General features: G+C 56.1%; 25 protein-coding genes and 1 pseudogene. 19 read left to right on the top strand and 7 right to left on the bottom strand.

Going from position 1 to position 26,605, the window contains the following annotated elements:
• Positions 1-10: 10 nt before the first annotated feature.
• From eutC to eat, 3 genes are read right to left on the bottom strand one after another with little or no spacing between them, the layout of a single operon-like run.
• Complete coding sequence (eutC, locus tag BLS41_RS01660; RefSeq protein WP_074762646.1) at positions 11-811, bottom strand: ethanolamine ammonia-lyase subunit EutC; 801 nt, start codon at positions 809-811, stop codon at positions 11-13.
• Positions 808-2,202 carry an ethanolamine ammonia-lyase subunit EutB gene (locus BLS41_RS01655; protein ID WP_074762645.1) on the bottom strand — a complete coding sequence of 465 codons (1,395 nt, stop codon included), beginning with the start codon at positions 2,200-2,202 and terminating at the stop codon, positions 808-810. Before BLS41_RS01655 ends, eutC begins: the two co-directional genes overlap by 4 nt.
• Positions 2,203-2,250: 48 nt before the next feature.
• Positions 2,251-3,654, bottom strand: a complete 1,404-nt coding sequence (eat, locus tag BLS41_RS01650) for an ethanolamine permease (RefSeq protein WP_074762644.1) — start codon at positions 3,652-3,654, stop codon at positions 2,251-2,253.
• Between the two features lie 261 nt (positions 3,655-3,915).
• Here eat and BLS41_RS01645 point away from each other — a divergent pair, with 261 nt between their 5' ends.
• The 18 genes and pseudogenes from BLS41_RS01645 (at position 3,916) to BLS41_RS01560 (ending at position 21,639) form a co-directional block, all read left to right on the top strand.
• Positions 3,916-4,782, top strand: a complete 867-nt coding sequence (locus BLS41_RS01645) for an AraC family transcriptional regulator (protein WP_074762643.1) — start codon at positions 3,916-3,918, stop codon at positions 4,780-4,782.
• Between the two features lie 773 nt (positions 4,783-5,555).
• Positions 5,556-8,252 carry a type VI secretion system Vgr family protein gene (locus BLS41_RS01640; RefSeq protein ID WP_074762642.1) on the top strand — a complete coding sequence of 899 codons (2,697 nt, stop codon included), beginning with the start codon at positions 5,556-5,558 and terminating at the stop codon, positions 8,250-8,252.
• 33 nt (positions 8,253-8,285) lie between these two features.
• Positions 8,286-10,373, top strand: a complete 2,088-nt coding sequence (locus BLS41_RS01635) for a hypothetical protein (protein ID WP_074762641.1) — start codon at positions 8,286-8,288, stop codon at positions 10,371-10,373.
• Positions 10,374-10,415: 42 nt separating this feature from the next.
• Positions 10,416-11,492 carry a formylglycine-generating enzyme family protein gene (locus BLS41_RS01630; RefSeq protein WP_074762640.1) on the top strand — a complete coding sequence of 359 codons (1,077 nt, stop codon included), beginning with the start codon at positions 10,416-10,418 and terminating at the stop codon, positions 11,490-11,492.
• Positions 11,493-11,521: 29 nt separating this feature from the next.
• Complete coding sequence (locus BLS41_RS01625) at positions 11,522-12,484, top strand: DUF3592 domain-containing protein (protein ID WP_083379923.1); 963 nt, start codon at positions 11,522-11,524, stop codon at positions 12,482-12,484.
• Between the two features lie 53 nt (positions 12,485-12,537).
• Positions 12,538-12,933, top strand: a complete 396-nt coding sequence (locus BLS41_RS01620; protein ID WP_074762638.1) for a PAAR domain-containing protein — start codon at positions 12,538-12,540, stop codon at positions 12,931-12,933.
• Positions 12,882-13,429 (top strand): annotated as a pseudogene (locus BLS41_RS40065) (DUF4123 domain-containing protein). Before BLS41_RS01620 ends, BLS41_RS40065 begins: the two are co-directional and overlap by 52 nt.
• Positions 13,422-13,772, top strand: a complete 351-nt coding sequence (locus BLS41_RS01610) for a hypothetical protein (RefSeq protein ID WP_074762637.1) — start codon at positions 13,422-13,424, stop codon at positions 13,770-13,772. The pseudogene BLS41_RS40065 and the gene BLS41_RS01610 overlap by 8 nt, the downstream one beginning before the upstream one ends.
• The gene (locus BLS41_RS01605; protein ID WP_074762636.1) at positions 13,772-14,359 is read left to right on the top strand and encodes a restriction endonuclease fold toxin 5 domain-containing protein; all 588 of its coding nucleotides are present in this window, start codon (positions 13,772-13,774) and stop codon (positions 14,357-14,359) included. The genes BLS41_RS01610 and BLS41_RS01605 overlap by 1 nt, the downstream gene beginning before the upstream one ends.
• Positions 14,360-14,379: 20 nt before the next feature.
• A complete protein-coding gene (locus tag BLS41_RS01600; protein ID WP_253189600.1) occupies positions 14,380-15,096 on the top strand; it encodes an immunity 52 family protein in 717 nt (238 codons plus the stop codon).
• A gap of 359 nt (positions 15,097-15,455) precedes the next feature.
• Positions 15,456-15,995, top strand: coding sequence for a hypothetical protein (locus tag BLS41_RS01595; RefSeq protein WP_074762635.1), 540 nt, complete (start codon positions 15,456-15,458; stop codon positions 15,993-15,995).
• 4 nt (positions 15,996-15,999) lie between these two features.
• Positions 16,000-16,335 (top strand): hypothetical protein, encoded by a 336-nt coding sequence (locus BLS41_RS01590; RefSeq protein ID WP_074762634.1) that lies wholly within the window; start codon positions 16,000-16,002, stop codon positions 16,333-16,335.
• A 20-nt stretch (positions 16,336-16,355) separates the two neighbouring features.
• Positions 16,356-16,961: a DUF6708 domain-containing protein gene (locus tag BLS41_RS01585; RefSeq protein ID WP_074762633.1), complete on the top strand. Its 606-nt coding sequence runs from the start codon at positions 16,356-16,358 to the stop codon at positions 16,959-16,961.
• 392 nt (positions 16,962-17,353) lie between these two features.
• Positions 17,354-17,899, top strand: coding sequence for a hypothetical protein (locus tag BLS41_RS01580; protein ID WP_074762632.1), 546 nt, complete (start codon positions 17,354-17,356; stop codon positions 17,897-17,899).
• A 98-nt stretch (positions 17,900-17,997) separates the two neighbouring features.
• Positions 17,998-19,650 carry a hypothetical protein gene (locus tag BLS41_RS01575; RefSeq protein WP_143026201.1) on the top strand — a complete coding sequence of 551 codons (1,653 nt, stop codon included), beginning with the start codon at positions 17,998-18,000 and terminating at the stop codon, positions 19,648-19,650.
• A 30-nt stretch (positions 19,651-19,680) separates the two neighbouring features.
• Positions 19,681-20,205, top strand: coding sequence for a hypothetical protein (locus BLS41_RS01570; protein WP_143026200.1), 525 nt, complete (start codon positions 19,681-19,683; stop codon positions 20,203-20,205).
• 33 nt (positions 20,206-20,238) lie between these two features.
• A complete protein-coding gene (locus tag BLS41_RS38225) occupies positions 20,239-21,258 on the top strand; it encodes a hypothetical protein (RefSeq protein WP_143026199.1) in 1,020 nt (339 codons plus the stop codon).
• A 93-nt stretch (positions 21,259-21,351) separates the two neighbouring features.
• Positions 21,352-21,639, top strand: coding sequence for a PAAR domain-containing protein (locus BLS41_RS01560; RefSeq protein WP_074762628.1), 288 nt, complete (start codon positions 21,352-21,354; stop codon positions 21,637-21,639).
• A 470-nt stretch (positions 21,640-22,109) separates the two neighbouring features.
• On the opposite strand, the gene BLS41_RS01555 is transcribed toward BLS41_RS01560, so the two are convergent.
• Positions 22,110-22,622 (bottom strand): hypothetical protein, encoded by a 513-nt coding sequence (locus BLS41_RS01555; protein ID WP_253189599.1) that lies wholly within the window; start codon positions 22,620-22,622, stop codon positions 22,110-22,112.
• Between BLS41_RS01555 and BLS41_RS40060 the strand changes: the two genes are divergently transcribed.
• Positions 22,621-22,806 (top strand): ElyC/SanA/YdcF family protein, encoded by a 186-nt coding sequence (locus tag BLS41_RS40060; protein ID WP_074762627.1) that lies wholly within the window; start codon positions 22,621-22,623, stop codon positions 22,804-22,806. The two genes, BLS41_RS01555 and BLS41_RS40060, sit on opposite strands and share 2 nt — an antisense overlap.
• Before the next feature lie 916 nt (positions 22,807-23,722).
• On the opposite strand, the gene BLS41_RS01545 is transcribed toward BLS41_RS40060, so the two are convergent.
• From BLS41_RS01545 to BLS41_RS01535, 3 genes are all read right to left on the bottom strand, one after another.
• Positions 23,723-25,207 (bottom strand): hypothetical protein, encoded by a 1,485-nt coding sequence (locus BLS41_RS01545; RefSeq protein WP_143026198.1) that lies wholly within the window; start codon positions 25,205-25,207, stop codon positions 23,723-23,725.
• A gap of 440 nt (positions 25,208-25,647) precedes the next feature.
• Positions 25,648-25,905, bottom strand: coding sequence for a PAAR domain-containing protein (locus BLS41_RS01540; protein ID WP_074762625.1), 258 nt, complete (start codon positions 25,903-25,905; stop codon positions 25,648-25,650).
• Between the two features lie 68 nt (positions 25,906-25,973).
• Entirely contained in the window at positions 25,974-26,504 is a 531-nt protein-coding gene (locus BLS41_RS01535; protein ID WP_074762624.1) for a hypothetical protein, read from the bottom strand.
• Positions 26,505-26,605 lie beyond the last annotated feature (101 nt).

Here is a 26,605-nt window from a genome sequence, read left to right as displayed (position 1 = left end):
CGACGGTGTATTACGCTGCGCCCGGATTTGAGTCGTCACTCACGGCGGGCGCGGTGCTTGTGCCTGCAAGCTGCTGCGCGTCGCTGTCGTCTTTCAGACCGACGCCGGTGAGCCCGAGGCGTCGGCCGTTGGTCAGCAGGTAGTGCAGCTTGTGCGCGGCCAACGGATAGTCGAGTCCTTCGGGACGCACGTTCGATATGCAATTGCGTTGCGCGTCGCTGCAACCTACCTTTGGCGCGTAAGTCAGGTAGATGCCGAGGCTATCGGGCGAACTTAAACCTGGCCGCTCGCCGATCAGCATCACCACCAATTTTGCGTTCAGCAATTCTCCGATTTCATCGCCTAACGCGACCCGCGCCTGACGCGCGACGACTACGGGCCCGATCTTCCAATCCTTCAATTGCGGGCATACGGCCTGTAGTAGCGGAATGGATTGCTTTGACGCAGCGAACGCCGACAGACCATCGCCGATGACGAACACTACGTCGCTCGGTTCTGCAGCGACCTGCACAAGTTCTGCACGACTCTCCTCCGATAAACGGCGACCCAGATCGGGACGCCTCAGGTAGTGCTCGCGATCCGGCGCTGCGCTATGCGCGTCCAGCGACGTGAAGCCCTGTTCCCGCAACTGCTGATGCAACGCCCCGGTATCTAGAGGATGATGCACGGCGTCGCGCGCCTGCGCATGCGACAGGTTGAACGCCAGCAACGGCGCAGTCGGCAAACTGCTGCCCGCGCGGCCCAATGCAATGCGTGCATTAGTGAACTGCCGCAACGCATTCCACGGATTCTTTTCGAGGAAGTCGCTCATGCAATTCCCATCCAGTCGCGTGCGCCTTCGAGCAGCGGCTGTTGCGGCGATGCGCTCAGCAACGCGCCGCGCGCGTCGGTGATCTGCATCGACTCAAGCCATTCTTCGAATTCCGGCGCACGGCGTAAACCGAGAACGTCGCGCACATAAAGCGCGTCGTGGAACGACGTGCTTTGATAGTTGAGCATCACGTCGTCCGCGCCCGGAATGCCCATGATGAAATTGATGCCTGCTACGCCGAGCAACGTGAGCAGGTTGTCCATGTCGTCCTGATCCGCTTCGGCATGGTTGGTGTAGCAGATATCGCAACCCATCGGCACGCCGAGCAGCTTGCCGCAGAAGTGATCTTCGAGACCTGCGCGCGTGATCTGCTTGCCGTCGTACAGGTACTCGGGTCCGATAAAGCCGACCACTGTGTTGACCAGAAACGGATTGAACTTGCGCGCGACGGCATACGCGCGCACTTCGCACGTTTGCTGATCGACGCCGAAATGCGCGTCTGCAGACAACGCACTGCCCTGCCCCGTTTCGAAGTACATCAGATTGTTGCCGACAGTCCCTCGTTTCAGCGATAAGCCCGCTTCGTACGCCTCCTGCAACAGAGCGAGCGAAATGCCGAAGCCTGCGTTCGCTTTCTCCGTTCCCGCGATCGATTGAAACACCAGATCGACCGGCGCGCCCTTCTCGATTGCCGCAATCGTATTGGTGACGTGCGTGAGAACGCACGATTGCGTCGGCACCTGGTAGCGCTGACGGAAGTCGTCGATCATCACCAGCAGCTTCGTGATGGCCGCGAGATTGTCGCTGGCCGGGTTGATGCCGATCATCGCGTCGCCGCAGCCGTACATCAGACCGTCGAGCATCGATGCAGCGATGCCTTTGACGTCGTCGGTCGGATGATTCGGTTGCAGACGCACCGACATGCGGCCGGGCAAACCGACCGTGTTGCGAAACCGCGTGATCACCGGACGCTTGCGCGCAGCCGCGATCAGATCCTGATTGCGCATCAGCTTCGACACCGCCGCGACCATCTCCGGCGTGAGCCCGGCAGCGATGCGCGTGAGCGCGTCGGCATCGGTCGTGCTGCTCAGCAGCCAGTTGCGAAAATCGCCGACCGTGAGATGCGCGATCTCGGCGAACGCTTGCGGCGAGTGCCCGTCGATCACGAGACGCGTGACCTCGTCGCTTTCGTACGGGATCAGCGCCTCGTTAAGGAACGTGCGCAACGGCACCTGCGCCAGCGACATTTTTGCAGCGACCCGTTCTTCTTCGCTGGCTGCCGCGACGCCCGCGAGCTGGTCGCCGGAACGTTGCGGACTGGCTTTCGCCATCAGCGTTTTCAGATCGGCAAACCGGTACGTTCGACTGCCGATCGACTCGGTGTAGCTCATGATTACGACTCCATCGCCGCTGCTCGCGCAGCGGCTCGATCCGCTATGTCACTCTTCCAGCAATGCATCCGACGGCGCCGCATCGCGTTGATGGCGCGTCGCGAGGAAGTAGACGTAGCCCAGCGCGAGAAAGATTGCAAACACGATCGCCACCAGAAAATTGAAGTAGACCATCGTCGCCAGACAGATCACCGCGGCCACCAGCGCGAACGCCGGAAACAACGGAAACAGCGGCGCGCGGAACGGACGCTCCATGTTCGGCGCAGTACGGCGCAGCTTGAACAGCGACAACATGCTGATGATATACATCACGATAGCGCCAAAAACCGACATCGTCACGATGTTCGCCGTCAGCGTCTGGCCGCCGAACTGGATCAACTCATCGCTATAAATCGCGGCAATGCCGACCACGCCGCCCGCGAGAATCGCGCGATGCGGCGTCTTGAAACGCGGATGCACCTTCGAAAGCCACTCCGGCAGATAACCCGCACGAGCCAGCGCGAAGATCTGTCGCGAATAGCCGAGGATGATGCCGTGAAACGACGCGACGAGACCAAACAGGCCGAGCCACACGAGCATATGCATCCACCCGCTATGTTCGCCGACGATGAATTTCATTGCTTGCGGCAGCGGGTCGTTGATGTTCGAGAGCTTGGTCCAGTCGCCAGCCGCGCCGGCAAACACCATCACGCCAATGGCGAGCACGACCAGCGTCAGAATGCCGGTGACATAGGCGATCGGAATCGAGCGCTTCGGATTTTTGGCTTCTTCGGCGGCCATCGCGACACCTTCGATCGCGAGGAAAAACCAGATGGCGAACGGAATCGCCGCGAACATGCCGTGGAACGAACCCATGCTGAAGGTATTCGCGCCCGACCAGCCACCGGTTGTGAAGTTCGACCAGCGGAAACCAGGCGACACGACGCCCATAAAAACCAGTAGTTCGAAAATCGCGAGCAACGTCACGCACAACTCGAACGCCGCGGCAATCTGCACGCCGACGATGTTCAACGCCATGAAGACGAGATACGCGCCCATTGCCGCGTGCTTCGGTTCGAGGCCGGGGAATTGCACGTGCAGATAGGCGCCGATGGCGAGCGCGATCGCCGGTGGCGCGAACACGAATTCGACGAGCGTCGCGGCGCCCGCGAGATAGCCGCCGGTCGGGCCGAACGCCTGGCGCGCGTACGCGAACGGGCCGCCTGCGTGTGGGATCGACGTGGTGAGTTCGGTAAAACTGAAGATGAAGGTCGTGTACATCGCGGCAATGAAGATCGCCGTGATAACGAAGCCGAGGGTGCCCGCACTCGCCCAGCCATAGCTCCAGCCGAAGTATTCGCCCGAGATGACGAGGCCGACTGCAATACCCCATAACTGCCATGTGCCAAGCGTCTGCTTGAGCTCGTGATGCACGATTTTGCCGATGGGCTGACTGCTGGACTCTGGTTTCATCGGAGGCTCCCGAGGTTGGCGTTGGTGCGTAGCGTCGGTTCGCGACGTTTACGCGTGGGCTGACAGACAGGCTTCAGCCGATGGTAGGGAGCCATTATTCGAGGGTGTTATCGAAATTCGGCAAAGTTTTGCGGTGGATGGCGTTTGTTTACCGGGTCACTGTTATCGCGTTTACGCGGATTCGGTAGCGGGTTAACTCCGCAGGATTTGGTAAACGGGGACGTGGTACTTTTGGTTTTCGTTATTCCTCTCCGCTCTGTCATGGATGATTCCAGTAGCCGGGCCCGCTATGAAACGCGGTTGGCACGTGTGCTCGACCATATTTACGATCATCTCGATGAGCCGCTCGACATCGATCATCTGGCGGAAATCGCGTGTTTGTCGCCGTATCACTGGCATCGGATTTATCAGGCGATGTATGGCGAGACGGTCGCCACGACTGTGCGCCGGCTGAGGTTGCATCACGCGGCGGGACATCTGGCGAACGGTTCGATGTCGATTGCCGAGATTGCCGAGCGCTCCGGTTACAGCAGTCTGCAGTCTTTTTCCCGTACTTTTCGTGCGGTGTTCGGCGTGCCGCCGGCGCAGTATCGCAAGCGAGGTACGCATAGCCGGTTCCGTCCGGCACTCTCAGGAGACGATCAAATGACGATGCGCGAAGTGGATATCCGTTCTGTCGAGCCGTTTACGCTTTTAACGGTGGATCACATTGGACCGTATATGCAGATCGGCAAGGCGTTTGATGCTTTGTTCGGCTGGCTGGCCCGACATAATCTGCTGGAGGCGGAAATGCGGATGATCGGGATTTATCTAGATGATCCCGGTGTGGTTGATGAAAATGCGTTGCGGTCGAAGGCAGGGGTTTTGTTGCCGCAGCGGGTGTTGGCGGCGGTGACGGCGAAAGCGCCGGTTTTGGCGACTTCCGTGCGAGGCGGGGAATATGCGGTGTTGCGGCACAAAGGTCCTTATAGCGATATGCGGGCAGCGTATGAGTGGTTGTATGGAACGTGGCTTGTGCAGTCCGGTCGTGAAGCGGCGGATGCGCCGGTGTTTGAAGAGTATTTGAATAGTCCGAAGGACACGGCGCCGGCGGATCTGGTGACGGAGATATGTTTACCGTTGAAGTGACGGGTTTGATGGGCTGGGTATACGTGGTCCGATGTTTACGGATGACGTTTACGTTGCCGGTCTGCATGCTTGATGCGCGCTTGTGATGCAGGTGCTCTGCCTGCTTCTCTGGTTTTTATATTCTTTGTATACGTATACGTAGTAATAGTTAACAAGCCTCGCCTCTGGCTGTGGATAACTTGGAACTTCGTTTACGTATCAAGGGGCTGCGTAAACCATAAGCCTGCGGAGTTAACGCGGATAGGAACACGGAGCCAGGGACAACTTTTTGATGACCTGGTTAACCGGCGTTGTTATCAAAGTTTCGCCCACAAGCTGCCAGGGGGCTTGTACAAAAGTTATCCAGAGGGGGGTGTGGATAACCTTCGGGGCTGTGGAAGAGTGCGGCGTCGCTTGGGTCTGAATCCGGCCAATTGGACCAGGAAAAAAAGCGCCCTCGCTAATTTGCCAACCAAATGAGATGACTTTGCCGAAGCATTCGTGGCGTAACAAACGCTAGTTTGATGCGCGTGTCTATTTTTTTTGAGCAAGGTCCGAGTTACGCTCAACGAGAGTTATTCGTTTTGCATTAAAAATACCAATCAAATAGCTCACTACGGAAAAAATTTCGCAATCTGATTTAATTCAAACTTTGATTTGAGAATTTATTTCCGAAAATTTGTTCGTCAAATTAAAAAAAGCAAATATCCAGGCACACTGTTTACCATTTTTATCATCAGACTTAAAATCGGTCGGCGACAAACAAAGAACGACAGCGACGGAGCGCAAGAAAAATGGGGGCAGCTGACTTAATCGATCAGATTCATTCGGGCATTTTCCAGAATGAGCGTCTGGTAAAACTGGATACGCCGCTCGGCTCCAATACTGTGCTGGTGCAACGGGTAGTTGGGAGCAGCCGGGTGGGCCGCGATTACTCGTTTACTATCGACGTAGCATCCGCAGACGAAAACATTGAATTAAAACAACTGATTGCGCAACCCGTTACGCTTTGGTTACAGCAAACAGACAAATCTTATCGTCCAATGCATGGATTTGTTCATACTGCTCGGCGATTAGGTTCAGATGGAGGCCTCACCAGTTATCAGATCAGTTTTGCCTGCTGGCTGCATTTTCTTCGGTTCCGCCGTGATGCGCGCATATGGCAGGATGTTACGGTCGACGAAATCATCACTGAGGTATTCAATCAGCATCCACAAGCGCAAGGTGCCTTTCGTTTTGCACTCAGCAAGCCGGTGCAGCCGCGATCATTCTGTGTTCAATATGAAGATGACTGGAATTTCGTTAATCGGCTGATGGAGGCGGAGGGCTGGTACGGCTATTTTGAACAGTCTAACGACGGCCAATCGCACAAACTCGTCGTTACCGATAATCTCGACTCTTTCAAACCAGCATCTCCACAAACGGTCGAGTTCTATCGCGCAGGCACGAATAGCGAAGCCGATGCGCTGGTCCAATGGTCGGGGACCAGAACCTTGCAGAGCACCTCGATCGTAACCAGCACGTTCGACTATAAATCGCCGCTTTATGCAAAGGGCACCAATATTCCTACTATCGGGAATCAGGGATCACTACCGTCACAGGCTGAAATTTACGAGTATTCCGGCGCGTATACGTATCTTACGCAAGACCGGGGCGACGCATTATCCAAAATCCGGATGGAGGAATGGGAGTCGCGCGCCAAGCGTTTTCACGGCACAGGCGCGCTGCGTCAGCTTGATGCGGGACAATGGTTTGAACTAACAGACCATCCCGGTCATGACAGCGGCAATGTACAGGAGCGGCAATTTGCCGTGCTGTCGATCGAATGGGTAATCGAGAATAATTTGCCGGTATCGCGCAGCCGCGTCGAGTTTCCCCATAGCTTACAAGCGAAGGTGGACGCGATGCGTGCGAGCTTCGGGGCAGCCCAGCCTGCAGCCGCAACCCAGCCGAGCGACGGCAGCACGGGTTTTTTCATGGCGACCGTCGAAACGCAACGTCGAACCGTGCCGTTCCGTAGTCCATTCGATCATCGCAAGCCTGTGATGCCGACGCAAACGGCCACAGTTGTCGGGCCGTCCGGTGAGGAAGTATTCACTGATCAGCTAAACCGCGTGAAAGTACGCATGCATTGGGATCGGCTGAACAGTGGTGATGAAAAAGCTTCCTGTTGGGTTCGCGTTTCCTATCCGAATGCCGGCAACAACTGGGGCGGTGTGTTTACGCCACGTATCGGCCAGGAAGTGGTCATAACCTATGTGGATGGCGACCCGGATCGCCCTCTGATCACCGGGCGGGTGTACAACAGCGCGAGTACTCCGCAGTGGCATACCCAAGGCCAACTCTCTGGCTATAAGTCCAAAGAACACAAAGGGTCCGGCTATAACCAGCTCGTTCTCGACGACACGACCGCTCAGAATCGTGTCCAGCTGTACAGCACCCAGACCGCGGCACAGCTTAATCTAGGCTATCTCGTCTCCCAGAGCGATAACCAACGCGGCCAGTTCCGCGGGACCGGCTTCGAACTTGCCACCGATGCCTACGGGGCAATCCGTTCGCAGAAGGGCCTCTACATCAGCACCTTTGGCCGGGCCGCCGCCAATGGTGATCAGCTCGACGCCAGCGAAGCACGCAGTCAGCTATCCGCTGGCCAGCAGCTATTGAGCGCCACATCGGATACGGCGAAACAGCATGGCGCGGCCGACATGCAAGCGATCGATTCGCTGAAGACTTTCACCAGTGCCACGCAATCCGGGTACGGCGGGGCGACGGCGGGGACTGCAAGTCCGGGGCAGGATGCCTCAGGCGGCTCAGGTACGGCGAACGGCTTTAGTGATCCCGTGCTGCTGCTTGCTTCGCCCAAAGGGGTGGGGATTACCACGCCCACGAGCGTTCACATTCACGCCGGTGAGAACACCACAATGTCGGCCAATAGCGATATGAATATCGCCACCGGAAAAAGCCTCGTCGCCAATGCCGTCGACAGGATTAGTCTGTTTGCGTACAAGCTCGGTATGAAGTTGATCGCGGCGCGGGGCAAGCTCGAAATTCAGGCTCAGACCGATGGTATCGATTTGCTGGCGAGCAAGGGCATCAAGATTTCATCATCAACCGATGCGATCCAGCTCAGTGCGGAAAAGGAAATCCTGCTCACATCAGGTGGCGCATATATCAGGATCAGTGGCGGGAACATTCAGGTACATGCACCTGGCCAGATAGACATCAAAGGTTCGGAACATTCGTTCACGGGACCGACACGATACGACGGACAGCCGCCCGCGCTGCCAAAGTCTGTCGTCAACGATCAACAGTTCGTCCTCAAGGACGAGACGACTGGCAATGTAATGCCACTCGCGCCGTATCGTATTGAGGGTAGCGACGGTCAGATTCTGGCACGTGGCATTACCGACGCCGAAGGTAAGACGGTGCGGGTCTTCACAGGCACTAGGGAACAGAATCTGAAAATGTTCCATGAAGATGATCAGGCATAAAACCGACAACAACACGACGGGTGAGTTGAGATCATGAGTGACCAGAAAGTCGCGGGGCTAAGCTGTACCAACGGTGACGAAGGAAGCACGGCGGATGCGAAGGCGACGCAGTCCCCCCTCTACTTCTTCTACCCCGACACCACCGAAATTTTTGAATGCCCGGTCGAGTCTGTCGGGCCGGTGGCCGAGGAAATTGCTCTAATGAGCAAGCTTGCTGAGGGTTTGATCGAAGCGCGCCAACAACTCGGTATTGCGCATGCAAACTGGCTTGATCAGCAATCCAATGTGTCTCTGCGGCCGCAGCTCGAGGCGAACCTGAAGACTGCCATTCAAAAGGAAGAGGCAGCGACCGAAGCCGTCCACAAGGAATTGGAGGAAACGCCGGCGTTTAACAAAGACGGCGTGTGGGAACTCCTTCCATTGAAAAAAATGAAGTCCGGAAAGGATGGCTATGTTGGTCAGCGCTTTACGTACGTTCGCTCGTCCAAGGTCGCGAGCCACTTCCGGCGATACAAACTCGACTCTGATAAACCTCAACTCAAGTCGTTTCTCGTCAAAAACGCAACGACTGGCAAGTATGAGCTCGACCACGACAAGATTTCAGAAAAGCTCAACGAGGCGTTCAAGAAAACCAAATACCATGAATGGAAAACATCGCCCTTTGGTTGTGACTGGGCTCCCCAATTAACAGCAGCTTTCAACAAGAACGCCAACTTCAAGTCCCCGGACGATCCAGCGGCGATGAGTGAATTTTCTGGTGGAGCGCAATTACTGCGGCTTTTCGCCGGGGCAGGAGCCACCGCCAGCGCCGAAAGCACCGTCAAATCTTTTGACGACGCTCTACACCTCCGCGGGGAAGTAGCGGTTTCGGCGAAAGGTAAGGGCGAAGTAGGCGCTGTCCTCGCGGACGGCAATCTGAAAGCTATGTTCTTCCTGCCATCGAAAGCCGGGCTCGAACTGTGGATTCCTGCGCCGACTCAAGATAGCTCAGGCGGCTATTCATGGTCGCACACACCGGACACCAACTTGGGATTCTTTCGCATATCGACGACGATGAAAGCTGAGGCATCGTGCGGAGCGAGTCTCCTTGCGGAGGGTGGCGTCGAATTCAAGCTGGGCCGGGACGGCAAGACTCAGCAAGTGAAGGGGACGCGCGTTAAGAGAAACCTCGCGCAGATGCAGGCGACCAAGGTTGACGTAACCAAAGTCGAGGTTAAGGAAGACATAGGCGCGGACCTTAAGGCGTTTGCCGGTGTCGAGGCTGAAGCGTCGATCGAAGGCGCCTTCCAGTGGCGACGTCCGGAAGAGAAGGTCAAATGGACGGCGTTCGCATCCGTTAAGCCTGGTGTAAGCGGTCAGGCTGGGGCCGGAGCACAGGCAGCATTTCACATCACTTACGACGGCAAGTTCAGAATCCTGATGAAGGCGGGATTATGCGTGGGTGTTGGCTTGAAAGGCGAAGTCGAAGCCGTGGTCGACGTTGTCTATATGGCCGAATTCGCGTGGTGGGCCAAGACCCAGATTGCGTTTGCAGGCGACAAAAATCTGAAATACTTCGCGGACACCGCGTTCAAGACATTCTGTGCAATGTGCACGCTCGCCCTGGTAACGGGCCGGGAAATCGGAAACTATGTCGGCCAGCAGGAGCGCGAGATAGTCATGGCATTGCAGGAGTTTGTACGTACCAAGCCCAAGCAGTTTATTGAGGCCATTCATAACGCCCACGACTCGTTGCTGAATAGCCTGGCGGAAGTGAAGGGCTACTTGCTCTACGCGCTGAAGTCAATTGGTGATCAGTTCGACGAACTTCGAACGGAAGCGGCGTCTGCAATTAGCCGGGTTATTGCCGCTGCTCAGGTAAAAAATGAGGTAAAGAACGTCTACCAGTCAACATCGCCGGATTTTAGCCAGCAGGGCGATCCTGCGTATGCACGTGCCGAGATTGGGAAAATTATCGGAATGGACCAACTGGCTATGCTAGAGGATCGCCCGCGCGACGCGCCGGCACCTGGCTTCCGGTTTGCGTTTAACGACACACCGGCGTACGCAATGCAGGAAGGAACAAATGTCGCCTGGCTTAATCCGACACAAACCGCCGGTTCCGACACCCAGATGGCTTGAACGGCAAAATCCGTCTAACAAAGAGCAAAGGAGTTTTGCCGCATGAGTCACTTGTCTAATCGTGCCTGGGGAAAGTCGTTCAAGGTGTTGGCTACTGTCTCACTCTTCATCTCGCACGCCGCTTTCGCAGACAAAGTCGACGTGAATGCGCCTGCTGACAAAGAACGTCTCATTCGCGAGATCACTACTCCGTCGCCGTCGAAGAGCGTCTGGGAACACATCAGTCTTGTTCTGAACTGGGGGCATGGGAAACCGTACGATGACACCGTTAGTATTCTCGATAACTATTTCAAAACGCTGCCGTCACCCAGCGGCGACGAACTGACAGCACTCAAGAACAGGCTCCGGAAGGAGTTCGTCTTCGTCGATGGCGGTGAATTCCTGATGGGAGATTTCGGTCCGGAGTTATCGAAGGAAAAACTGCCCTACTCGGCGAATGAAGGCGCCGCACCGGCACATAACGTTACCGTGGATAGCTATTCGATCCTGAAACACCGGGTCACGTTTGCCGATTTCGATCTCTATACACGTGCAAATCATCTGCCACCCGTCGGTATCAACGAGGCCTATGACCTGCAATTCAGATTTCCTGACTTCCCCGCCGCGTTTGTCACATGGCAGCAGTCGCGGGATTTCTGTCAATGGGCCGGCAAGATTGCCGGTTTGCCGCTCGATTTGCCGACCGAAGCGCAATGGGAATATGCCGCTCGATCACGTGGCGAAAAGTGGGTGATTCCGAGTACCGAGGTATCTGTTAGCGATGGGAAGTACGACGTAACGCAAATGGACGACATCATCACCGCGAAGGGCAAAGGAACAAGCCCGGAGCCGGCTTTCAGCCGCCCGGTAGGAACGTACGGAGACAACCGGCAGGGTATCTCGGACGTGTTCGGCTACGGCAAGGAATGGACATATGACTGGTTCGACAAGAACTACTATAGCCACAGCCCGCAGCATGATCCGCGTGGCCCTGCTAATGGTGTGCTTCGAAGCATCCGTTACGCAACCGATAGCCGGATTCATCTCGTCATAGACCGTAGCGGCCTTGCGCCGGATAGCGCGAAGTCCGACGTTGGCTTTCGCTGCGTACTAAACCAGCCCGTCGCCCTTGGCCAGTGAACCGCGAACGAGACTGCGCAGGCAAGGAAATGACTAACTTGCCGGAAGCCTCAGCGCTCAGCAAGAGCACCCTTTTTATGCTGGTGATCGGCTTGGGCGCGCTCACGTTCGCGCTGATATGGATGGCGTCTTCTCTCGTGGCTACGCACGGCATGACGCGAGTCGAGGGCACCGTCGTACGTTTCGATCAGGATGGTCGAGCGTGGCGTTCGTACCAGCCTGTGGTGGCGTTCACAACGACCGACGGGCGCCATGAAGAAGTGACCGGAGGGACGTCGTCGACCCAACCCGCATACGACATTGGTCAGCCGCTGCGCGTTTTCTACGATCCGTCGGCACCGGGCCGGTCAGTGATCATCGACGACTTTGGTCAGCGCTGGTTTCCGGTCGCGGTCGTGGCTGTGTTGGGCGCGGTGTTTTCAGGCATTGGATTGGCGTTTTACAAGACCGATTGTCCGAGCGCGCGGTCGCGTAAGGCGCTTTCCCATGCGCAGCGCAAACGGAAACGTAACCGGCAAAACCTGATGGTCTGCCTGATTCCGATTGTGATCGGCGCCGCTTTTCTGATGGGGAGCGCCGCAGCGGTAATGCATGAACGGCGGATCATCGCGAGCTTCAGACACGCACAAGGCCATGTGGTCAATCAGATCGAAATCGAACCGCACTACAAGCCGCATTCGTATCTCTATTCAGCAGTTGTCGTGTTCAGGACGAATACCGGAAGGCAGATCACATTTGTTCAAGGTTCCTCGTCGCGGCACAACGATCTGCGCGAAGGCGAGGTAGTGGACGTTCTGTACGACGAAGACACACCCGAACGGGCAATGATCGACAGTTTTTGGGAACACTGGGGCCTTGCCGCGATTCTCTTCGCTATCGGGCTGCCATTCTTTGCCATGGGGGTGTTCTTTGTCAGCACGATCGATTTCAGTGGGCGTAGTCGCAAACGTGCTTCGTCATCGAACAGCGCGCAAGGGGCGTCAGAAAAATGATCAGCCCGCTCAATATGATGCATTTTTCTATCAAGATTCAGAACAGGTGACGTATGAGTTCAATTGCATGTGAAGGCGATACGACGTCCCACGGCGGAAAAATTATTTCCGCATCGGCAACGACCGGTGTCGGTGATGGCGGCCGGCGCGCCGCACGCCTTGGAGACCTCGTGCAATGCCCGAAATGCAAAGGCACCTTCCCGATCGTGACGACGCAGAACCCGGCGATGACGATTGAAGGTGTCCCGCTTGCCTTTCATGGCGACAAGACGGCTTGCGGCGCGGTATTGATCGCGGCGCAATCGGTAACGACGGGAAACGTCCCAGAGTCGATGGCGGACGCTCCTGCTGCTGCGGACCCTGCGATTGCCGCAGTCGCTCCGACCATCTGCCGGGAGTGCCTTGCGCACGCGGCCGAAACGGGTGCTTCTACGGTGGTGCGTTCGTGATACCGAAACCTCTCGCCGAACGGATCGAGCGTTTGCAAATCGCTACTCCTCAACTGCGCGCTTATGCCCTTGTCGATGGTCTCCAGTACGAACGGCACGTTGGCACTCGGATCAAGCGGCACTGGGGCGCTATTCATGCACTATTTGCCGGCACGCAGGACGAACCGCTTTCAGACGCGGGGCCGTGGGTCATCGATCTCACTGAGCCGGAAGCGGCTGCGCTCGCTTCGCTCGAAGAACTCGAGCAGGTGCGTCCTGGCGTCATGTGGCTCTTCACGACTCAGGACATCGAATCGCCGTGGCAACGCTTCAGCGCAAACTCGACATGAAACTTCCCAGCGGCAAGATCGCACTGGTCCGGTTCTGGGATCCGCGCGTTTTCGTGCCTCTGTTCAATGCGCTGGACAACCACGCACGCTGCAGCTATTTCGGCGACATAGACGAATGGCACGGCCTGCTCGATGGCAAACGCTTTCAGGTATCTCATCATGCTTGAACTGACTGAAGATCAATGGGCGGCATTGTGTGCAAGCGATGAACGCAATTTTGTCGCAGCGATTCGTGATGACATTGTGCGCGATAGTCCGCGGTTTGCCGATGATCCGAGTCTACTGGACAGGTTGGTTCGAGCGTACAAAGATGCAAAGAAAATAGGTTTTCGGCAGGACAAAGGTCTGTTTGAGTTCCTTTACGTCGAGGCCGATGTTCCTGAGTTCTATCGCAAACCTGCCATAGCCGCGTGGCTTGCCAAACCGGGGCGTCCAGTCGAGGAGCGATTCGAGGATGTGCTTGCGGTAGCACGACGTAAGCTCATAGACCGTGCACAGGGGAAACCGTGATGGTTGTATTGGCTATTCCGCTTGTCGAGGCCGCAGGCGCGGTGCTCGCAGAAGCATTCTCCGCACTAGTAGGGGGCACCGCTACGGCCGCGATACTCGCACTTCCAGGCGATCATGCTGAAGACGAAAGCAAGACGCAGCCGGTCGTGCGCACCATGCCGAAGACGGATGAGCCGTGCAAGAAATGTCCACCGGATGCGGGTAATCGCGTGACGCGCAACTGGAACATGTCGGATACCTCACGCGCGTATCAGGCTCAGGTGACGGGATTTGCAGCAGGGACAGAATGGAATTTCAGCGGGCTCGATTTCGACGGTTTTCGGACATCGCTGTGCCAGTTGGAAGAGGCGAAGGCGAAATATGATCAGTTTTTTGATGGTGATACGGGCGAGCCGAAGATGTTTTATGAAGTATTCGGCGTTCGAAAAATGCAGACCCAGGCACTCGCCCAGAATACTGTCGCAATTTCGAATCCACCAACCCAGCTACACTGGTACTTCATGCAGCCGATGAGCTATCGGTACTTCACGCAACTCTTTCAAAGCACGGCGCCGCTCATTCGTACAGAGCTTCGACCCCTGCAGTAAATTTGGAATCGATTGAGAACATGACTTTTAGCCTGAATCTGGAATTGAATTTTCGACTGCCTCAGCCAGAGCTGCCCTCAATTGAAACCGAGTATGGCTGGTTGTGGCAATTTGCCATCGCTTTGCAACGGACACAGCTACCCATCGATCAGTGGTACCCACCCGCAGCCACTGAAAAAGCTTCAATGCTCAATCGCGCCTTCGACGTCACCGGACCGACTACAGCCGCCATTGCAATGGCAAATGCCGAAGCATCCACCTATCCGGGGACACGCTCACTTGGTGTGTGGAATGGGATTGAGGGGAAGGGAGGGGCGGTTTTTACGGATCTTCTCGGCGTTGGCAGTTTGTGCTCATTAAGGCTGCGCACAAAAGGCGTCATGGCATTTACGAATCATGAGGCCGTTGCCGACATAGTCGCTGAGGCGACCCGTATCTGGCCTGCTTCCAGCGTTCAGGTGGGCTCGTTCAAGTATTTTTCTGAACAAAAAGTCTTTGAGAATCGGCCCGGAGCGGGATGGATGCTGTATCTCCCACGCGTGCTCACGACCGCTGAGGTACCCGAAGCACGTGATTTGATCCCCGTAATGGAGGGCAAACAACAGAAAGGAACAATTATAGTCAGCGTAATTGACGAGCCTTTCTCCGCTGCAAATCCTGAACATGTAAGGGTTGCTAATTCAATCGAGATTCGTTTGGTCGATCAGGATCTTCTTCCGCTATTTACGGAACTTTAAGTCTGCCGGATGTTACGTCCGCGCTTATCGAGCAATCCAAATGCAGCAGGGGGATTATGGTCTGCAATCGCCGCGTTATTTTTGAACGAACTAGCCGTCGTCATTTGTCGGTTCTAAGGCGCTGCAGAACCAGTTCTTGATACTGTTTCGGGACCGGCAAATACTATGAAAAGTGAACGAAGCCAATTCGTTATCTCGAATGCATAGGATCGCTAGCTATTTCACATACTGCCTGTAGCGCGCAAAGTTGTATATCCCATATCCGCATACAATTTGTTCGCGCTTTGCTGATACCACGTAGTCCGACCCCGAATCTTCCGGGTGTGGAACGGATATGGGCGCATCGCCTGGGGTAGCACGTGGTGCCGGTGACGCCAGCAGAAAAGGCAACGCACTTTAATAGCCTTGAAGCCAAGTCCAAGTTCTGGGCGTCGATCGTCGGCATGGCGGCAGGCGGGGCAGCGTTCGCTGGGAGAACTGTGGAAGCTGCCATCAAGACACCTTTACGCTTGCCAGGATTTCTGACGAAAGATGCGGCGGAAGGACTTCTGAAAGCCGGTCGCTATCTCGCAGTGCCCGGCGCATTGGTCGGTGTGGGCTGGGACATCTCCAACATGGTTTCGCAGTGGCGTGAGGGCCATGTTGGTTGGCCATCGCGTACGGCGGCCTCCGCCGGCTTCAGCCTTGCACTGCTTTTCTGCGTCACGACCGAACTGTTTGCTGCCTCCGTTCTTCCATTGACTCTTCTTCTGATAGCCATCAGCCTCGTCATCATGTTTTTTAAGGAATCAGAGCTTAAGGAATTCCTCGGTCGGAGCTATTTCGGGACCAACAAGAAGGCCGACCGATTCACTTCGTTCGAGGAAGAACAGGAGGCCTATTACGGACTTGGAGCGTAATCAAATGGCATGGGATGGCATGGTGTGGGTGAAATTGAACCGCTCGTTAGCCGATGACGAGAAGCTGCGTCAGCTCAAGATCGACACGACTGCTAGCGAGAAGCCGCGCGATGATTTTTCGGTATTCTCGATGAATGAAGTATTTCTCGAGAGTACGAACGTCGCATTTCAACAGCGCGGCATGTTTTCGTATGGGTTCCTGGCGGTCGTTATTGCAGGGCTGCTCGTGCTAGGTGGAGGCATCTACTGCCTGACGGATATCCCACCAATGTTGGCCCGACGGAACTCGCTTTTGCTCGATTGTTCATGGGGCGACTGGCCCTTTTCGGTTTCGGCGTAGTGCTTCCAGGGCTACGGGGGATGCAAAAAGAAAACTTCACGTGGCGGCGTTTTCCGATTCGATTCAATCGACAAATCCGAATGGTCTACGCCTATCGTGTCGCAGGCTCGAAAGGCGTCATTGCGGTTCCCAGGGAAAAGGCGTTCTTCTACGTGCAACGGCGCGACGAGGACGCCGTCTCGCGGACAACGAGTTTCAATATTCGATGTCACGTGCTGGACGAGAGTCAGAATGTCACGCAATCGTTCTCGGTCGGGAGCCGGGTCACGACGCTATCGGATGAATCAACGGACAGCGGCGGTTCGATTGTCGCGACTCTCAATGACCAGTTCGAATATTTCCGCCGCTACATTAACGACGGACCAGTCTCGCTCCCCTATCTCGAATTTGTGCCGACAGCTGTATCGCCCACGAACTCGTACAGACTCGTAACGCGCACGGACCGGAATGTGATTGCAGAAGGAAACAGCCCTATGACGCTTCTGATGTGGATTGTCCGGCCGTTCGCGTTACTGACCGCCCTGCTTCACTACATCGGACAGGTGACCAGCCGCGAGCCAGTTTGGCCCGAAAGCGTAAGCGGTGAATGTAAAGGGCAGCCCGTCGGGCAGGACGCGGGCGCGTAAGCAACTCGTGTCGTAACGTCACATCGTTCCCGACACTCAATCGCAGCGGGTATCTGATAATCGCTGTCGGGGTACGTTCTTAATCGAAAGAACAGTCGAACACTATTGGGTGGCAGTCACCGTTCTGGCGAGTCAGGGCCGTCTGCGTTTCCTTCTGGAAGAGCAAGGGTCGACGGTGAACTGCGGTGGCTTCATGCCGATTCGCAGCCGCTGCGGGCCATGGCCGATGAGCGGATGCTCGTCATCGTCCGCACTCGTCAGAAGGCCGATCTCGATCCGCATACGGAATTGGCACTGGTGCAGGGGCTGTCTCGCCCACGGTTGCCGGACGCGCAACGCAACGACGGAAAGGAATTGACCTCTCCGAACGAAACAAACCAGCTACTGGACACATGGACCGACCCGTTCGTCACGAGCGATTGCGCTTTTACCTGGCTGGCGCCCTCGCCATCTTATTCGGGCTGTTTTGCCAAAGACTCCTCGCATCTGTCGTTGAACACCTTGGCATCGCCACCTGGATTCATTTTAATCACCCGGTCACTCAGCCCATTCTGCTGGGAGAGGCCGGCACACCTTCGCAGCGATGGAGTACCGTTACTCTCACCGATGATTTCACGGATACAAGCGTCTTCCTGACAATTCTGTCCGCGGTCCTCACCTACTACTTCGCAAGAGTGTGCTATCACCTGGATGTCGCGTCTGTCATGAATCGCAGAGCGCGCTGGTTGCTGGGAGGCTGGGTCGTCGGCACGGGTGTGATGATCGCTATCTCTCAGGGGCTAGGCGTAGTCACTCGATGCTTGCCCTGGCTGGTTTCTTCCTACTGGGTGAACGGCCTGGTTGGACTCGTCGTATTGGGTGGCGCAGCAAACCTTTTTGCAACTGCGTGGGGCAAGATGATGCGCTGGCGTGGCGTTACCGAGGCAGGACGTGACTAGGTGCCGAATCACGATCAGGCTGGAAAACAGACGGCGTTGCGAGCTTCAAAGCCAATGGATCAACCCGAAAATAGACGGTCAATCATAAGACCCAGCATATGAAAATTCAGGGGAAAGACGGCTTGTCGTCACTGCACGTTGTCGAGGGCCGATTGGAGCAGTGCCGGTTCCTCGGCCTGCCCGACAGCATCGACTCGTTGCAAAGCGCAGCACCGAAAGCTCGACGCCGCACGTTCTTCAACTGGCTCAAGGCATGGGTGCCCATTCTCGCTGCGCTAAGTGGCAATGGTGGGGTTGCCGTGTCAGCGGCATGGCAAGACTCTTACCAGAGCGATGTACTCGCCCGGATGAATCGCGAGGCTGACAAGGTCAAGAGCCCTCCGACCTGGTCCTACGCCAATTTGCGGGAACCGCAAACTCATTCATTGGGAGACGCATTCCTTGCGCGCAGCCGGACACGTGCAGCGCAATTGACGCGAGAACCGAAGACTCAACTAGTGCTGTCGAAGGGCGCAAATCTGTACAGCTATAAGACCGATGGTGATTTGACTCTACCGGCGAACACTACCGTGACGCTCGCGACCGACGCGCCGCAGACGGGAATGTGGACGAAGGTGCAGACCAGGGCGTCCGGGACCGCCAGCACAACAAATTACTGGATTGCACGTAGCGAGTTGGCGAGCCAAAGCACGCGGCGTGCGTGGAATTCCTTTCCTTTGTCGTTGTCAGCAGCGCCGTCTAGAACAAGCGATTACACGCGCATCGTCAATCTCGCTGGTTTGACTGAGCACGTGGACGACAAGAAGCAAACCTGGTACGAAGTCGACGCAGGTGACGCCACGATGAATACGGTCAACGGCTTCGTTTGCGGATCCGGGCAGCCGGATGTCTCGCTCCAGAACAAGTGGGCGCGGGCCGGTTTCGAACTGTTGTCTTCGAATCTGACGACCGCCGATCTCTACAAGCGTTTTCTTTACCTCAAAGGCGATAACGCAACGGCAGACGAAAAGACGGCTTTCGAAGCCAGCTTCAACGCGGCAAAAAGCGATGCGCTGATCGCAAAACTGGATGAGATCCTGACGCCGAAAGACCAAGCACAAGGCAAGGTCGGCGGCCAGAATCTGCTTACCGCTTTGAACCTGAAATGGCGTGCAAACCTCGTCGATCATCTGGTCGTGAAATACGAGAGCGAATGGGGCGGCCCGATGAGCAAATGGGATGCGCTCGACCCCTTCATGCACGATGGTCTACCGTACTGGAAAATAGAGAAAGAGCGAATCAAGCTCTTGCAGATGTGGGATGCGTGCGCGGCGGCATTGAATCCCGTGTCCTCACCAAGTGTCTATCACTTACACCCGGTCGGCATCGTAGGGAATTTCTTTGATCCCGACGCCTGTGCTTGCGGCTGCTGCATGCCCGTTACCGGAACCCGTTTCAAAAAGGACGCCCACACGTATTGGTATGGACCGCAGCATTCGGGTTCGATCTCGTTGGGCGATTGTCCAGCGTTGGCGACGATGCGTGCAAATGGGACATTGAGCGAAACCGAAGAGAAGATTCTGCGCGCCATGTCGCAGAATGAAGGCAAGGTGGATACGGTCCAGGCAATCGACATTGCCATCATCAGCGCGGGGGCAATGCAGAAGACCATTCGTGGCCAGGCGAGCCAAGGCGAGTTGGCGACCCAGATCGCGTGTTTTCGAGACGCGCATCCAGCCGAGTATCAGCGGTATTTTTCCAACTGCGGTTGAACTGTCACCGGTTCGGGCCAGGACGCAGCGTTGGGGTACGCACATCCGACATTTACGAACGGCGCTCGCATCATCGGCGATGAGCTTTTCAACGCATTGCGACGCGACTGCTCAATCGACACATTTGGCAAGCCGGTCCAATGTCCACCGGTGGCCTCGATGGCTCACGCCGTGTCGTCGCCGTTATACCAGGAACTGCAAGTCAAGGACTTCGTTGATCGTCTGAATCAAGCGATTGGTAAGAGTCCCAGTGGATACGCTTATCAGATCAAGGACTATTTGCAATCGCCACTGGGTCGCGCGACCGTTCTGGATCAGGACGTCAATTGGCCCCGGGCAACGCCAGTCAGTATGAAAACGTCGTTGGATCGCTTCTTTCAGCACAATCCGCAGGTGCCCCGCAATCCCGCAGAGTGGGGGGCGAACAGGTCTGCGTACGAAACCAGTATCCTGCAGGATTATGGGCCATCGCGCTCTATGGCGCAGGTCAACGGCGTGTCGGTCGCGCCCGTGCGATATCAGCATCTGGTCCAGGCCTTGGGAATGCCATCTTGAAAAAAACGTAACTTCAAAATTATGGACGTAAGTATGTCGCGGTTTCGAATTGGCTTTTCCGGCGCGCGTGCTGTTCGCGTCGGTGCAGTGATTGCATCGGCCCTACTGCTTACCTGCGGTGCTGCCGTGACAGTATTTGTTGCGGAGCCATCGTCCACATTTCGGTTCGCTTTGCCGGGCGGCGCAGCCATTTTCTATAGCAGCGCTTCGAACCCTCAAGCACCATTACCCGAGCGTACCTGGCGGCAAGCGGTCTTTCATTTCCCAAACGGAGCGACGTTCAGCCTGTTGCCTGGAGCCGGCAAATCGAACGCGGGCGGTACAGAAATTGAACCGCCAAGCGAGACCGATATCTCACCGTCTGGACAATACGTCGTTATTGGGCGAGTTGAATCGGGGACGGTCTCGTCGGGACCAGGACAGGCGGAGTCCGTATTAAGTCGGGAATACTGTTCCGTCATTGAGATACGCACGGGATGTATCACTGCCGATCAAACCGGTGAGATATGCGGAGCAGGCTGGCAGGCGGGCCAGCCCGCTCAGTGGGGCAAGGACGAAGACTCCAACGTGATGCTGAAGCGCGACCGTCCGTCGGTAAGCCGACTGCTGCGCGTTGTCAATGCAGGTCAGCCGGCACGGTTAGTCATTGACGACGACTCCGGCGCCGACAATCTTCTTCGTTGCGATCCGCCGTCGCCTGCGAATCGCGAGAGCTATCAAAAGATTGCGGCAGCCCTGCATACGGCAGGCGCGCACAATGATGCGCGTCTGATCGACGCCGCGTTTTCAAATGCATATGGTGATGCTGCCAGTACGCCAGCGCCCGCAGTCGGGGAAGGCGAACATCGCGCGGCTACGATATCTGCGACAAAAGCAACGCTATATATGGCACCGGATGATGCACAGGTGAGCCGGGCCTATCTGGTCCGGGACGATGTAGTGACGGTATTGAAGCAGTCGCCATCCGGCTGGGCATACGTGGACTATGTCGGTGCTTCTGGCAAACATTTGCTTCGGTGGATTAGAGCCGACCAAATAGCGATCAAGCCATGAGGGGTAGCGCTAACCGAGTGGACATATCTTGATTTCTCTTCCTCGGGCGAGACCATCGGTGAGCTAACCAAGAAAAGAACACGCCATCTTTTTATGAAACGCTTTTTAATCCTTAACGGCGACAAGAGCACCGCTAACGGAACGGTAGTCGCCATCCCAACGACGATCCGGCTCGAAGGCCGGGATGTCGCTCACGAAGGCGATGACGTGCAATGTCCGGCTTGCAATACCACGGGAAAAATCAAATGCGATGGTCCGCGTCAAGCGATGACCTCGCCCGATGGCCGGCATGCCGCTTTGAGCGACGATCTTTGCATCTGCAAGTGTGAACCGCCACCGAAGCTCGTTGCTTCGCAACAGTCAATGTCGGTGGGCACATGATGATTGCCATCAATCAAAGTTTGTAAGGCGGCGGACGGTGAGTTGTCAAAGAAACATGCAAGGATGCCGTTCAAGGAAAGCAACGCGCGTGAACTGCGGGACATCTATGAATAGTCCACTCGCTTACGTCCCGTGGGGCAACTCACCTACCTCCGGTCGATGCATCGCGAAGCCTCCCCAAGGCTGACGCTGAAACAGCTTGTCAGCCTCGACTCGGCAGGAGGTCGGAGGTCAGTCGCACCAACTCTGCCACCCTGCGATCCTGGGTGCTATTGCCATGAACGCGCCGGTGTGTCCGAACACAAATCGGCAGTGGGAATCGTGGCTGTTGAACCCGTCGATGAGTTCCGGAGCAGCGCCATCGCGCTCGGCTAAATACAGGTCCGACAATCGACTGCGCGTCGAACACGTAGACGCAATCACCGTGGCTCGAGATGTTAATCCGGTACTGCTGATTCGTTCCACAAGGATTATTTCCAGCGATCATGTGAACGCGACAGTTTATTGCGGGAGAACGAATACCACTTGCCATTCGCACTCAGCAATACGGCGCTGTCGGTCCAACGAACGTCATCCACATCGAGCTTGCCACTGATCGGCAAAGCAACCGGTGGTTTTCTTCTGAAATCATATAAGGACACAGAGGAAGTATCGGAGAATCCGCCAATGAAGTCCTGGACCACTACGCGCGTAGCTGGGCTGTCCGCTCCGGCGGAATCTGTGTAGTAGGTATAGCGAGATCCATAAAGCTGGTCGAATTTTGCACCGTCCAACGAGGCATTAAAGGTAACGCCGTCTGCTTTTATGTGCTCCACTTTCACGATAGACAGCGTGCCAGCAGCAGTCTGAATGGACTCATGATCCCCACCATCAGTCTGTGCATAGGATCCCGCACAGCAAAACGACAAAAACAGTCCGATCAATGACAACTTGAACAAATTCATCTCCCAAAAAGTCGGATTCGTTCCGCCCAAAATAGTCATGGATAGCATGGGTCTTGAAACATGGGACACTGCTAGAAACGCAAGCGCCTATATGAAAACGTACCATCTGAAGAGTGCTCTCGTTGTCACGCAGTATTTTCATGTACCGCGGGTAGTGACTACCTTAAAGGGATTTGGATTTAGTTATGTGGCCCGAAGCTACTCTGGTTTTTTTGAACCGTGATACTTACTTGGCTATCCGGGAGACCCCTGCGATTATCTGGTGCTGTCTCAGAGTTGATTTTTGGGATGATCCTGCGGGACGGTAACAGCGACATGCAGTGCTGCCCAAAAGTTGCTGCAACGATATCCTCAATTCCTCCACCGTCACCGACTCAATTCGATAAATCCACGCAGCCAATTGAAAAGACCCATAAGTTTTTCAACTTATGGGTCTCAAATTCTCAGGTTATGCGTCTACCCCTACCGTAGGGCGCCACAGTTAATGCGACTGCGCATACAAAAAAACAAAGACTTACGCGAAGCTGCGACAAAGACGTCGTGTCGGGTGCGACGGAGTTCTCGCGACTGGCCTACTTTCGCGCCGAAGTAGTAGCGTTTGGATGCGACCCTTGATTGATGACGACTTCATCACTGGCCTAGGCGGGCCGGAATGCGGCTCGAGCCACGAAAACAAACCAGCGTCCGTAGAAAGCGGGGAGATCGTCCCGGGCGGGCCGCCGCCTGGAGACTCCGAAGGCTGATTCGCCCCGGGCATGACGAACCCTCTTGTGATATCAGCGTGAAGCGCTATCATCAAATCGGCCCGACTTTGTCCTGTTTGCGGCAACCGTTTCATTCCCTTTTGCGGGTCCTCATCAACGGTACTGCTCGGCCGCGGCGTGTCAGCGGGAACGTCGACGCCGACTACCACGAAAACCAGGCGCGGGCGCAATCGAACTGGCGTGCTCGTCACGATGCCGGACACGTAAGTGTATCTCTCGTACGAGATCATCGCCGCTCAAAGCGGCCATTATCCCTTCGTCGAGGTGTATCAATTCCTCATTGCCGACGGTGTATCAATTTACAGGTGCCGATGACAGCGGCGCGAATGGACGTCGCGTCGCAGAAATTAACTTATCAAATGCCTTTGCCACCCGCTATTTTCCCAACTGATAAGCGTGAATCGGCGCTGTCGACTGCCAGTTTTCAAACGGCGACGCCAGGAGTTCGTCCGTGCGTGGATCAAACGCAAGAATGCCCGCCGGAACCTTCAGGTGCGTCCAGTGCCGACCACCGTCGTCCGAGTAATAATCCGCTCCACCGTGGATAGTGGCGTTGTCGTAGCCGAACGGATAGAGAAGGCGTGGCACGAAGTAAATCGAGCTCAGACTGATAACGAGGTGTTTGTTGCTCGCCCATAGATCGTCGACAGTGATCTCGGCCGGCAGCGGTGAGAAGGAATTGGGCGTAGACGCCAATGGTATCCAGGCGCGCGAAGCCTGATCGAACCGCGCGACGACGTCATTGGCTCTTGAGCGCGCCATCACGCCATATATCTGGCCATCAGGCGTGCGCGTCACGCTTTTCAGGTTCGCGCTCGCCGTGCGTTTCGGGGGCCCCATGACCCAGGTTTGCCCTTCACGCCGCAACTCCATTTGATCGAGTACGGCGTACAGTTTCGCCAGATGGTCACCGGCAATGCCGTAATAGAACGACTGCGACAGCCACGCGATCGCGCGGTCGTCGCTCACCTGCACAACAAAGCCGGTTGTTTTGTCATTGGCGCCGCTGCTATCCGCTTCTGCATCGGCAGGGAACTGCTTGACCGCCTCGTCGCGGCTCATGGCGATCGGCGCGTTTGCCTTCACCTGCTGCGCGCTCGCGCCTCCATCAGCGGAGTAATACAGACGCAGAACCGACTGCAACGGAGTGCCACCCTCGCTGAGGACCTCACCAGGCAGCGTGAGGTCGTCGAACTCTGTCCAGGCCCACACTTCACGACTGTTATAGAAAGACGGCCGCAAATTCTCCCCCCACTGTGCCGCCTCCGGGAAAAAGCCGTTCTTCAGCCACGTCCAATGCACGCCCTGATCATCGGTCCGGAATACTGCTGTCTGCCGGGTTTTCTGATTCGAGTCGCCGATCGCCAGCCCCTGAGGAACGCCGAGCCCGGTCAGCGCATACACCGTCGTGCCATCAGGCGTAGCGCTCAAGCACGTCATGTCCGGAACAATGGCGACCGGCAGGAACACGCCCTTTGCATCGAGCTTCGAAATCAGGGTGGTCCAGTTCGAGCTCTTCGGCAAGTACTGGGATATCTGTGAATCGTCGTCGGCTTTAGCTTTCTTTTTCGCTGGTGGCAACAGCGTGTCCAGCGCAAGGGTCGACGGATCAACCTTCCATGTCGGCATCGCGTTGTCGTCCTTTTGAGACGTCAACAGCCATGTAGCGTGTGGCGTGCGAATCAGCGGTGCGCAAAAGTCAGGCGTCTGCCCCTCAATTGACGTGGTGCTCAACAACTTGTCCGGCGGCGTCGTGCCGCCCCAATCCTCGCTGCCCCGGGCGAGCAGTAGGAGAAATGCGAGGGGGATCAATGAAAGAGTTACGCCGTAGATCAGGCGCAATCGTTTTGACTTAGACATCGGGCTTGGTTTTCCTCGGATAGTTGGTACGCGTCGGCATATAAAGGACTGGACGCCGACCCAAGTGACCGCGGTAACAGATGTTTCGCAGCCCGAGCGTCTGAAAATCGGCTTGCGTTTGCACGATGGGAAAAGCCCGCGTTCCATGGCTGCCGCCATGAAACCCTGCTTCAAAATGAACAAAGATTCAGTTACCGGCGTGCCGGTCGAGTTGATGCGAAGACCATTCCCGCTCCTGCATGCTGGCGCCACCCGACAACCGACTGGCAACGGTGCGCCGAGCCCAACCCAGGCGCCGGTTTGCCGATCGGCGTTTTCACCATGAAATCACCCACGCCTACTCACGACTACAGCGTCGGATGTCTCGAGCCCATCGCCAGTCCGCTCACGCGAGTCCTCGCTGCAATTGAACAGCGCGATCCAGAAACAACAAGCTGATTTTACAGCGACGCGATCAACGTCGCACCGCACTCGGTTGGGTCCCCGTGATAGGCGACCGCTTTGCCGAGATGTTTGCGCGTGCTGTCCTTCGGCAAGATGGCATAGGTGCCCTGACACTGCGGACACCAGGTTTTGTCGCCTTCGAGTGCGACGGGCACATCCAGTACCTTGAAGTTATCGCTGGCGGTCGTCACATGCCCACCGTGTGTCGTCTTGTCGTTCAAGCGGATCACGCCACGCCCAGCTTCGTCTTTCATTTCTGGCCTCACATTGCTCATTTGTCGCGTCGCCGGCCGAATGAAACCAACCCCGACGCAGATCCATTTTATTCAATGCTTTCTGGAGCAACGCCGCTGAAAGTCTTGGGATGCCCGGCATCGGTACACGATCGATTCCATCCAGTCAGTTCGAATGAAGTCACATATTTACCGCCATTTTCTTCATCGCGAATCCCATAGTTTATTTCGGGCTTCTCTACGCTGAGAAAATTTTGACCGGCCTGCGACGGATCGTCTGAATGAGAAAGATAGATGAAGCGCGCCCTGATGGATTTCCCGGCCTCATTCGTATAGGTAACGTACCCGCAGGTGAACCTGCGCTTGTAATTCGGTGTTTCGCTGGATCCGTACAAATCGGGAGTGGTTTCGTACAATCCGTCGAACTTGATAGCCTTTTCATTGGGCAGCGCTGATCTGACGGCCGCCTCGACAACATCGTCTGTCGAAGCGTTGCTTCGGGTGCAGCCGGTGAGCAAAGCAAGTGCGATAAATAGAGCAGCGATAGCGTCAGTGGCGAAGCTATTGCGTACTGGTTTAAAGCTTGTTTGCATCATGCTTCGTCCGTTTTCATTCTTCATCTTCGGACTCGCACCCTTGGATTGACCGGGTAGTCGCCCCGCCTTTTCGCCAACACAGTTCTTCCCACTAACAGTGGGTTCCCGTGCGTGGCTGCGCATAC

The sequence above is a fragment of the Paraburkholderia fungorum genome (assembly GCF_900099835.1).
Lineage (GTDB): Bacteria > Pseudomonadota > Gammaproteobacteria > Burkholderiales > Burkholderiaceae > Paraburkholderia > Paraburkholderia fungorum_A.
Note: the sequence above shows the minus strand (reverse complement) of the source record. Positions and strands in the feature narration are given on the sequence as shown.

Coding starts and splice junctions, on each gene's coding strand:
- eutC (WP_074762646.1), bottom strand. CDS start 811: ATGAGCGACTTCCTCGAAAAGAATCCGTGGAATGCGTTGCGGCAGTTC.
- BLS41_RS01655 (WP_074762645.1), bottom strand. CDS start 2,202: ATGAGCTACACCGAGTCGATCGGCAGTCGAACGTACCGGTTTGCCGAT.
- eat (WP_074762644.1), bottom strand. CDS start 3,654: ATGAAACCAGAGTCCAGCAGTCAGCCCATCGGCAAAATCGTGCATCAC.
- BLS41_RS01645 (WP_074762643.1), top strand. CDS start 3,916: ATGGATGATTCCAGTAGCCGGGCCCGCTATGAAACGCGGTTGGCACGT.
- BLS41_RS01640 (WP_074762642.1), top strand. CDS start 5,556: ATGGGGGCAGCTGACTTAATCGATCAGATTCATTCGGGCATTTTCCAG.
- BLS41_RS01635 (WP_074762641.1), top strand. CDS start 8,286: ATGAGTGACCAGAAAGTCGCGGGGCTAAGCTGTACCAACGGTGACGAA.
- BLS41_RS01630 (WP_074762640.1), top strand. CDS start 10,416: ATGAGTCACTTGTCTAATCGTGCCTGGGGAAAGTCGTTCAAGGTGTTG.
- BLS41_RS01625 (WP_083379923.1), top strand. CDS start 11,522: ATGACTAACTTGCCGGAAGCCTCAGCGCTCAGCAAGAGCACCCTTTTT.
- BLS41_RS01620 (WP_074762638.1), top strand. CDS start 12,538: ATGAGTTCAATTGCATGTGAAGGCGATACGACGTCCCACGGCGGAAAA.
- BLS41_RS01610 (WP_074762637.1), top strand. CDS start 13,422: ATGCTTGAACTGACTGAAGATCAATGGGCGGCATTGTGTGCAAGCGAT.
- BLS41_RS01605 (WP_074762636.1), top strand. CDS start 13,772: ATGGTTGTATTGGCTATTCCGCTTGTCGAGGCCGCAGGCGCGGTGCTC.
- BLS41_RS01600 (WP_253189600.1), top strand. CDS start 14,380: ATGACTTTTAGCCTGAATCTGGAATTGAATTTTCGACTGCCTCAGCCA.
- BLS41_RS01590 (WP_074762634.1), top strand. CDS start 16,000: ATGGCATGGGATGGCATGGTGTGGGTGAAATTGAACCGCTCGTTAGCC.
- BLS41_RS01585 (WP_074762633.1), top strand. CDS start 16,356: ATGCAAAAAGAAAACTTCACGTGGCGGCGTTTTCCGATTCGATTCAAT.
- BLS41_RS01580 (WP_074762632.1), top strand. CDS start 17,354: ATGGACCGACCCGTTCGTCACGAGCGATTGCGCTTTTACCTGGCTGGC.
- BLS41_RS01575 (WP_143026201.1), top strand. CDS start 17,998: ATGAAAATTCAGGGGAAAGACGGCTTGTCGTCACTGCACGTTGTCGAG.
- BLS41_RS38225 (WP_143026199.1), top strand. CDS start 20,239: ATGTCGCGGTTTCGAATTGGCTTTTCCGGCGCGCGTGCTGTTCGCGTC.
- BLS41_RS01560 (WP_074762628.1), top strand. CDS start 21,352: ATGAAACGCTTTTTAATCCTTAACGGCGACAAGAGCACCGCTAACGGA.
- BLS41_RS40060 (WP_074762627.1), top strand. CDS start 22,621: ATGGATAGCATGGGTCTTGAAACATGGGACACTGCTAGAAACGCAAGC.
- BLS41_RS01555 (WP_253189599.1), bottom strand. CDS start 22,622: ATGACTATTTTGGGCGGAACGAATCCGACTTTTTGGGAGATGAATTTG.
- BLS41_RS01545 (WP_143026198.1), bottom strand. CDS start 25,207: ATGTCTAAGTCAAAACGATTGCGCCTGATCTACGGCGTAACTCTTTCA.
- BLS41_RS01540 (WP_074762625.1), bottom strand. CDS start 25,905: ATGAAAGACGAAGCTGGGCGTGGCGTGATCCGCTTGAACGACAAGACG.
- BLS41_RS01535 (WP_074762624.1), bottom strand. CDS start 26,504: ATGAAGAATGAAAACGGACGAAGCATGATGCAAACAAGCTTTAAACCA.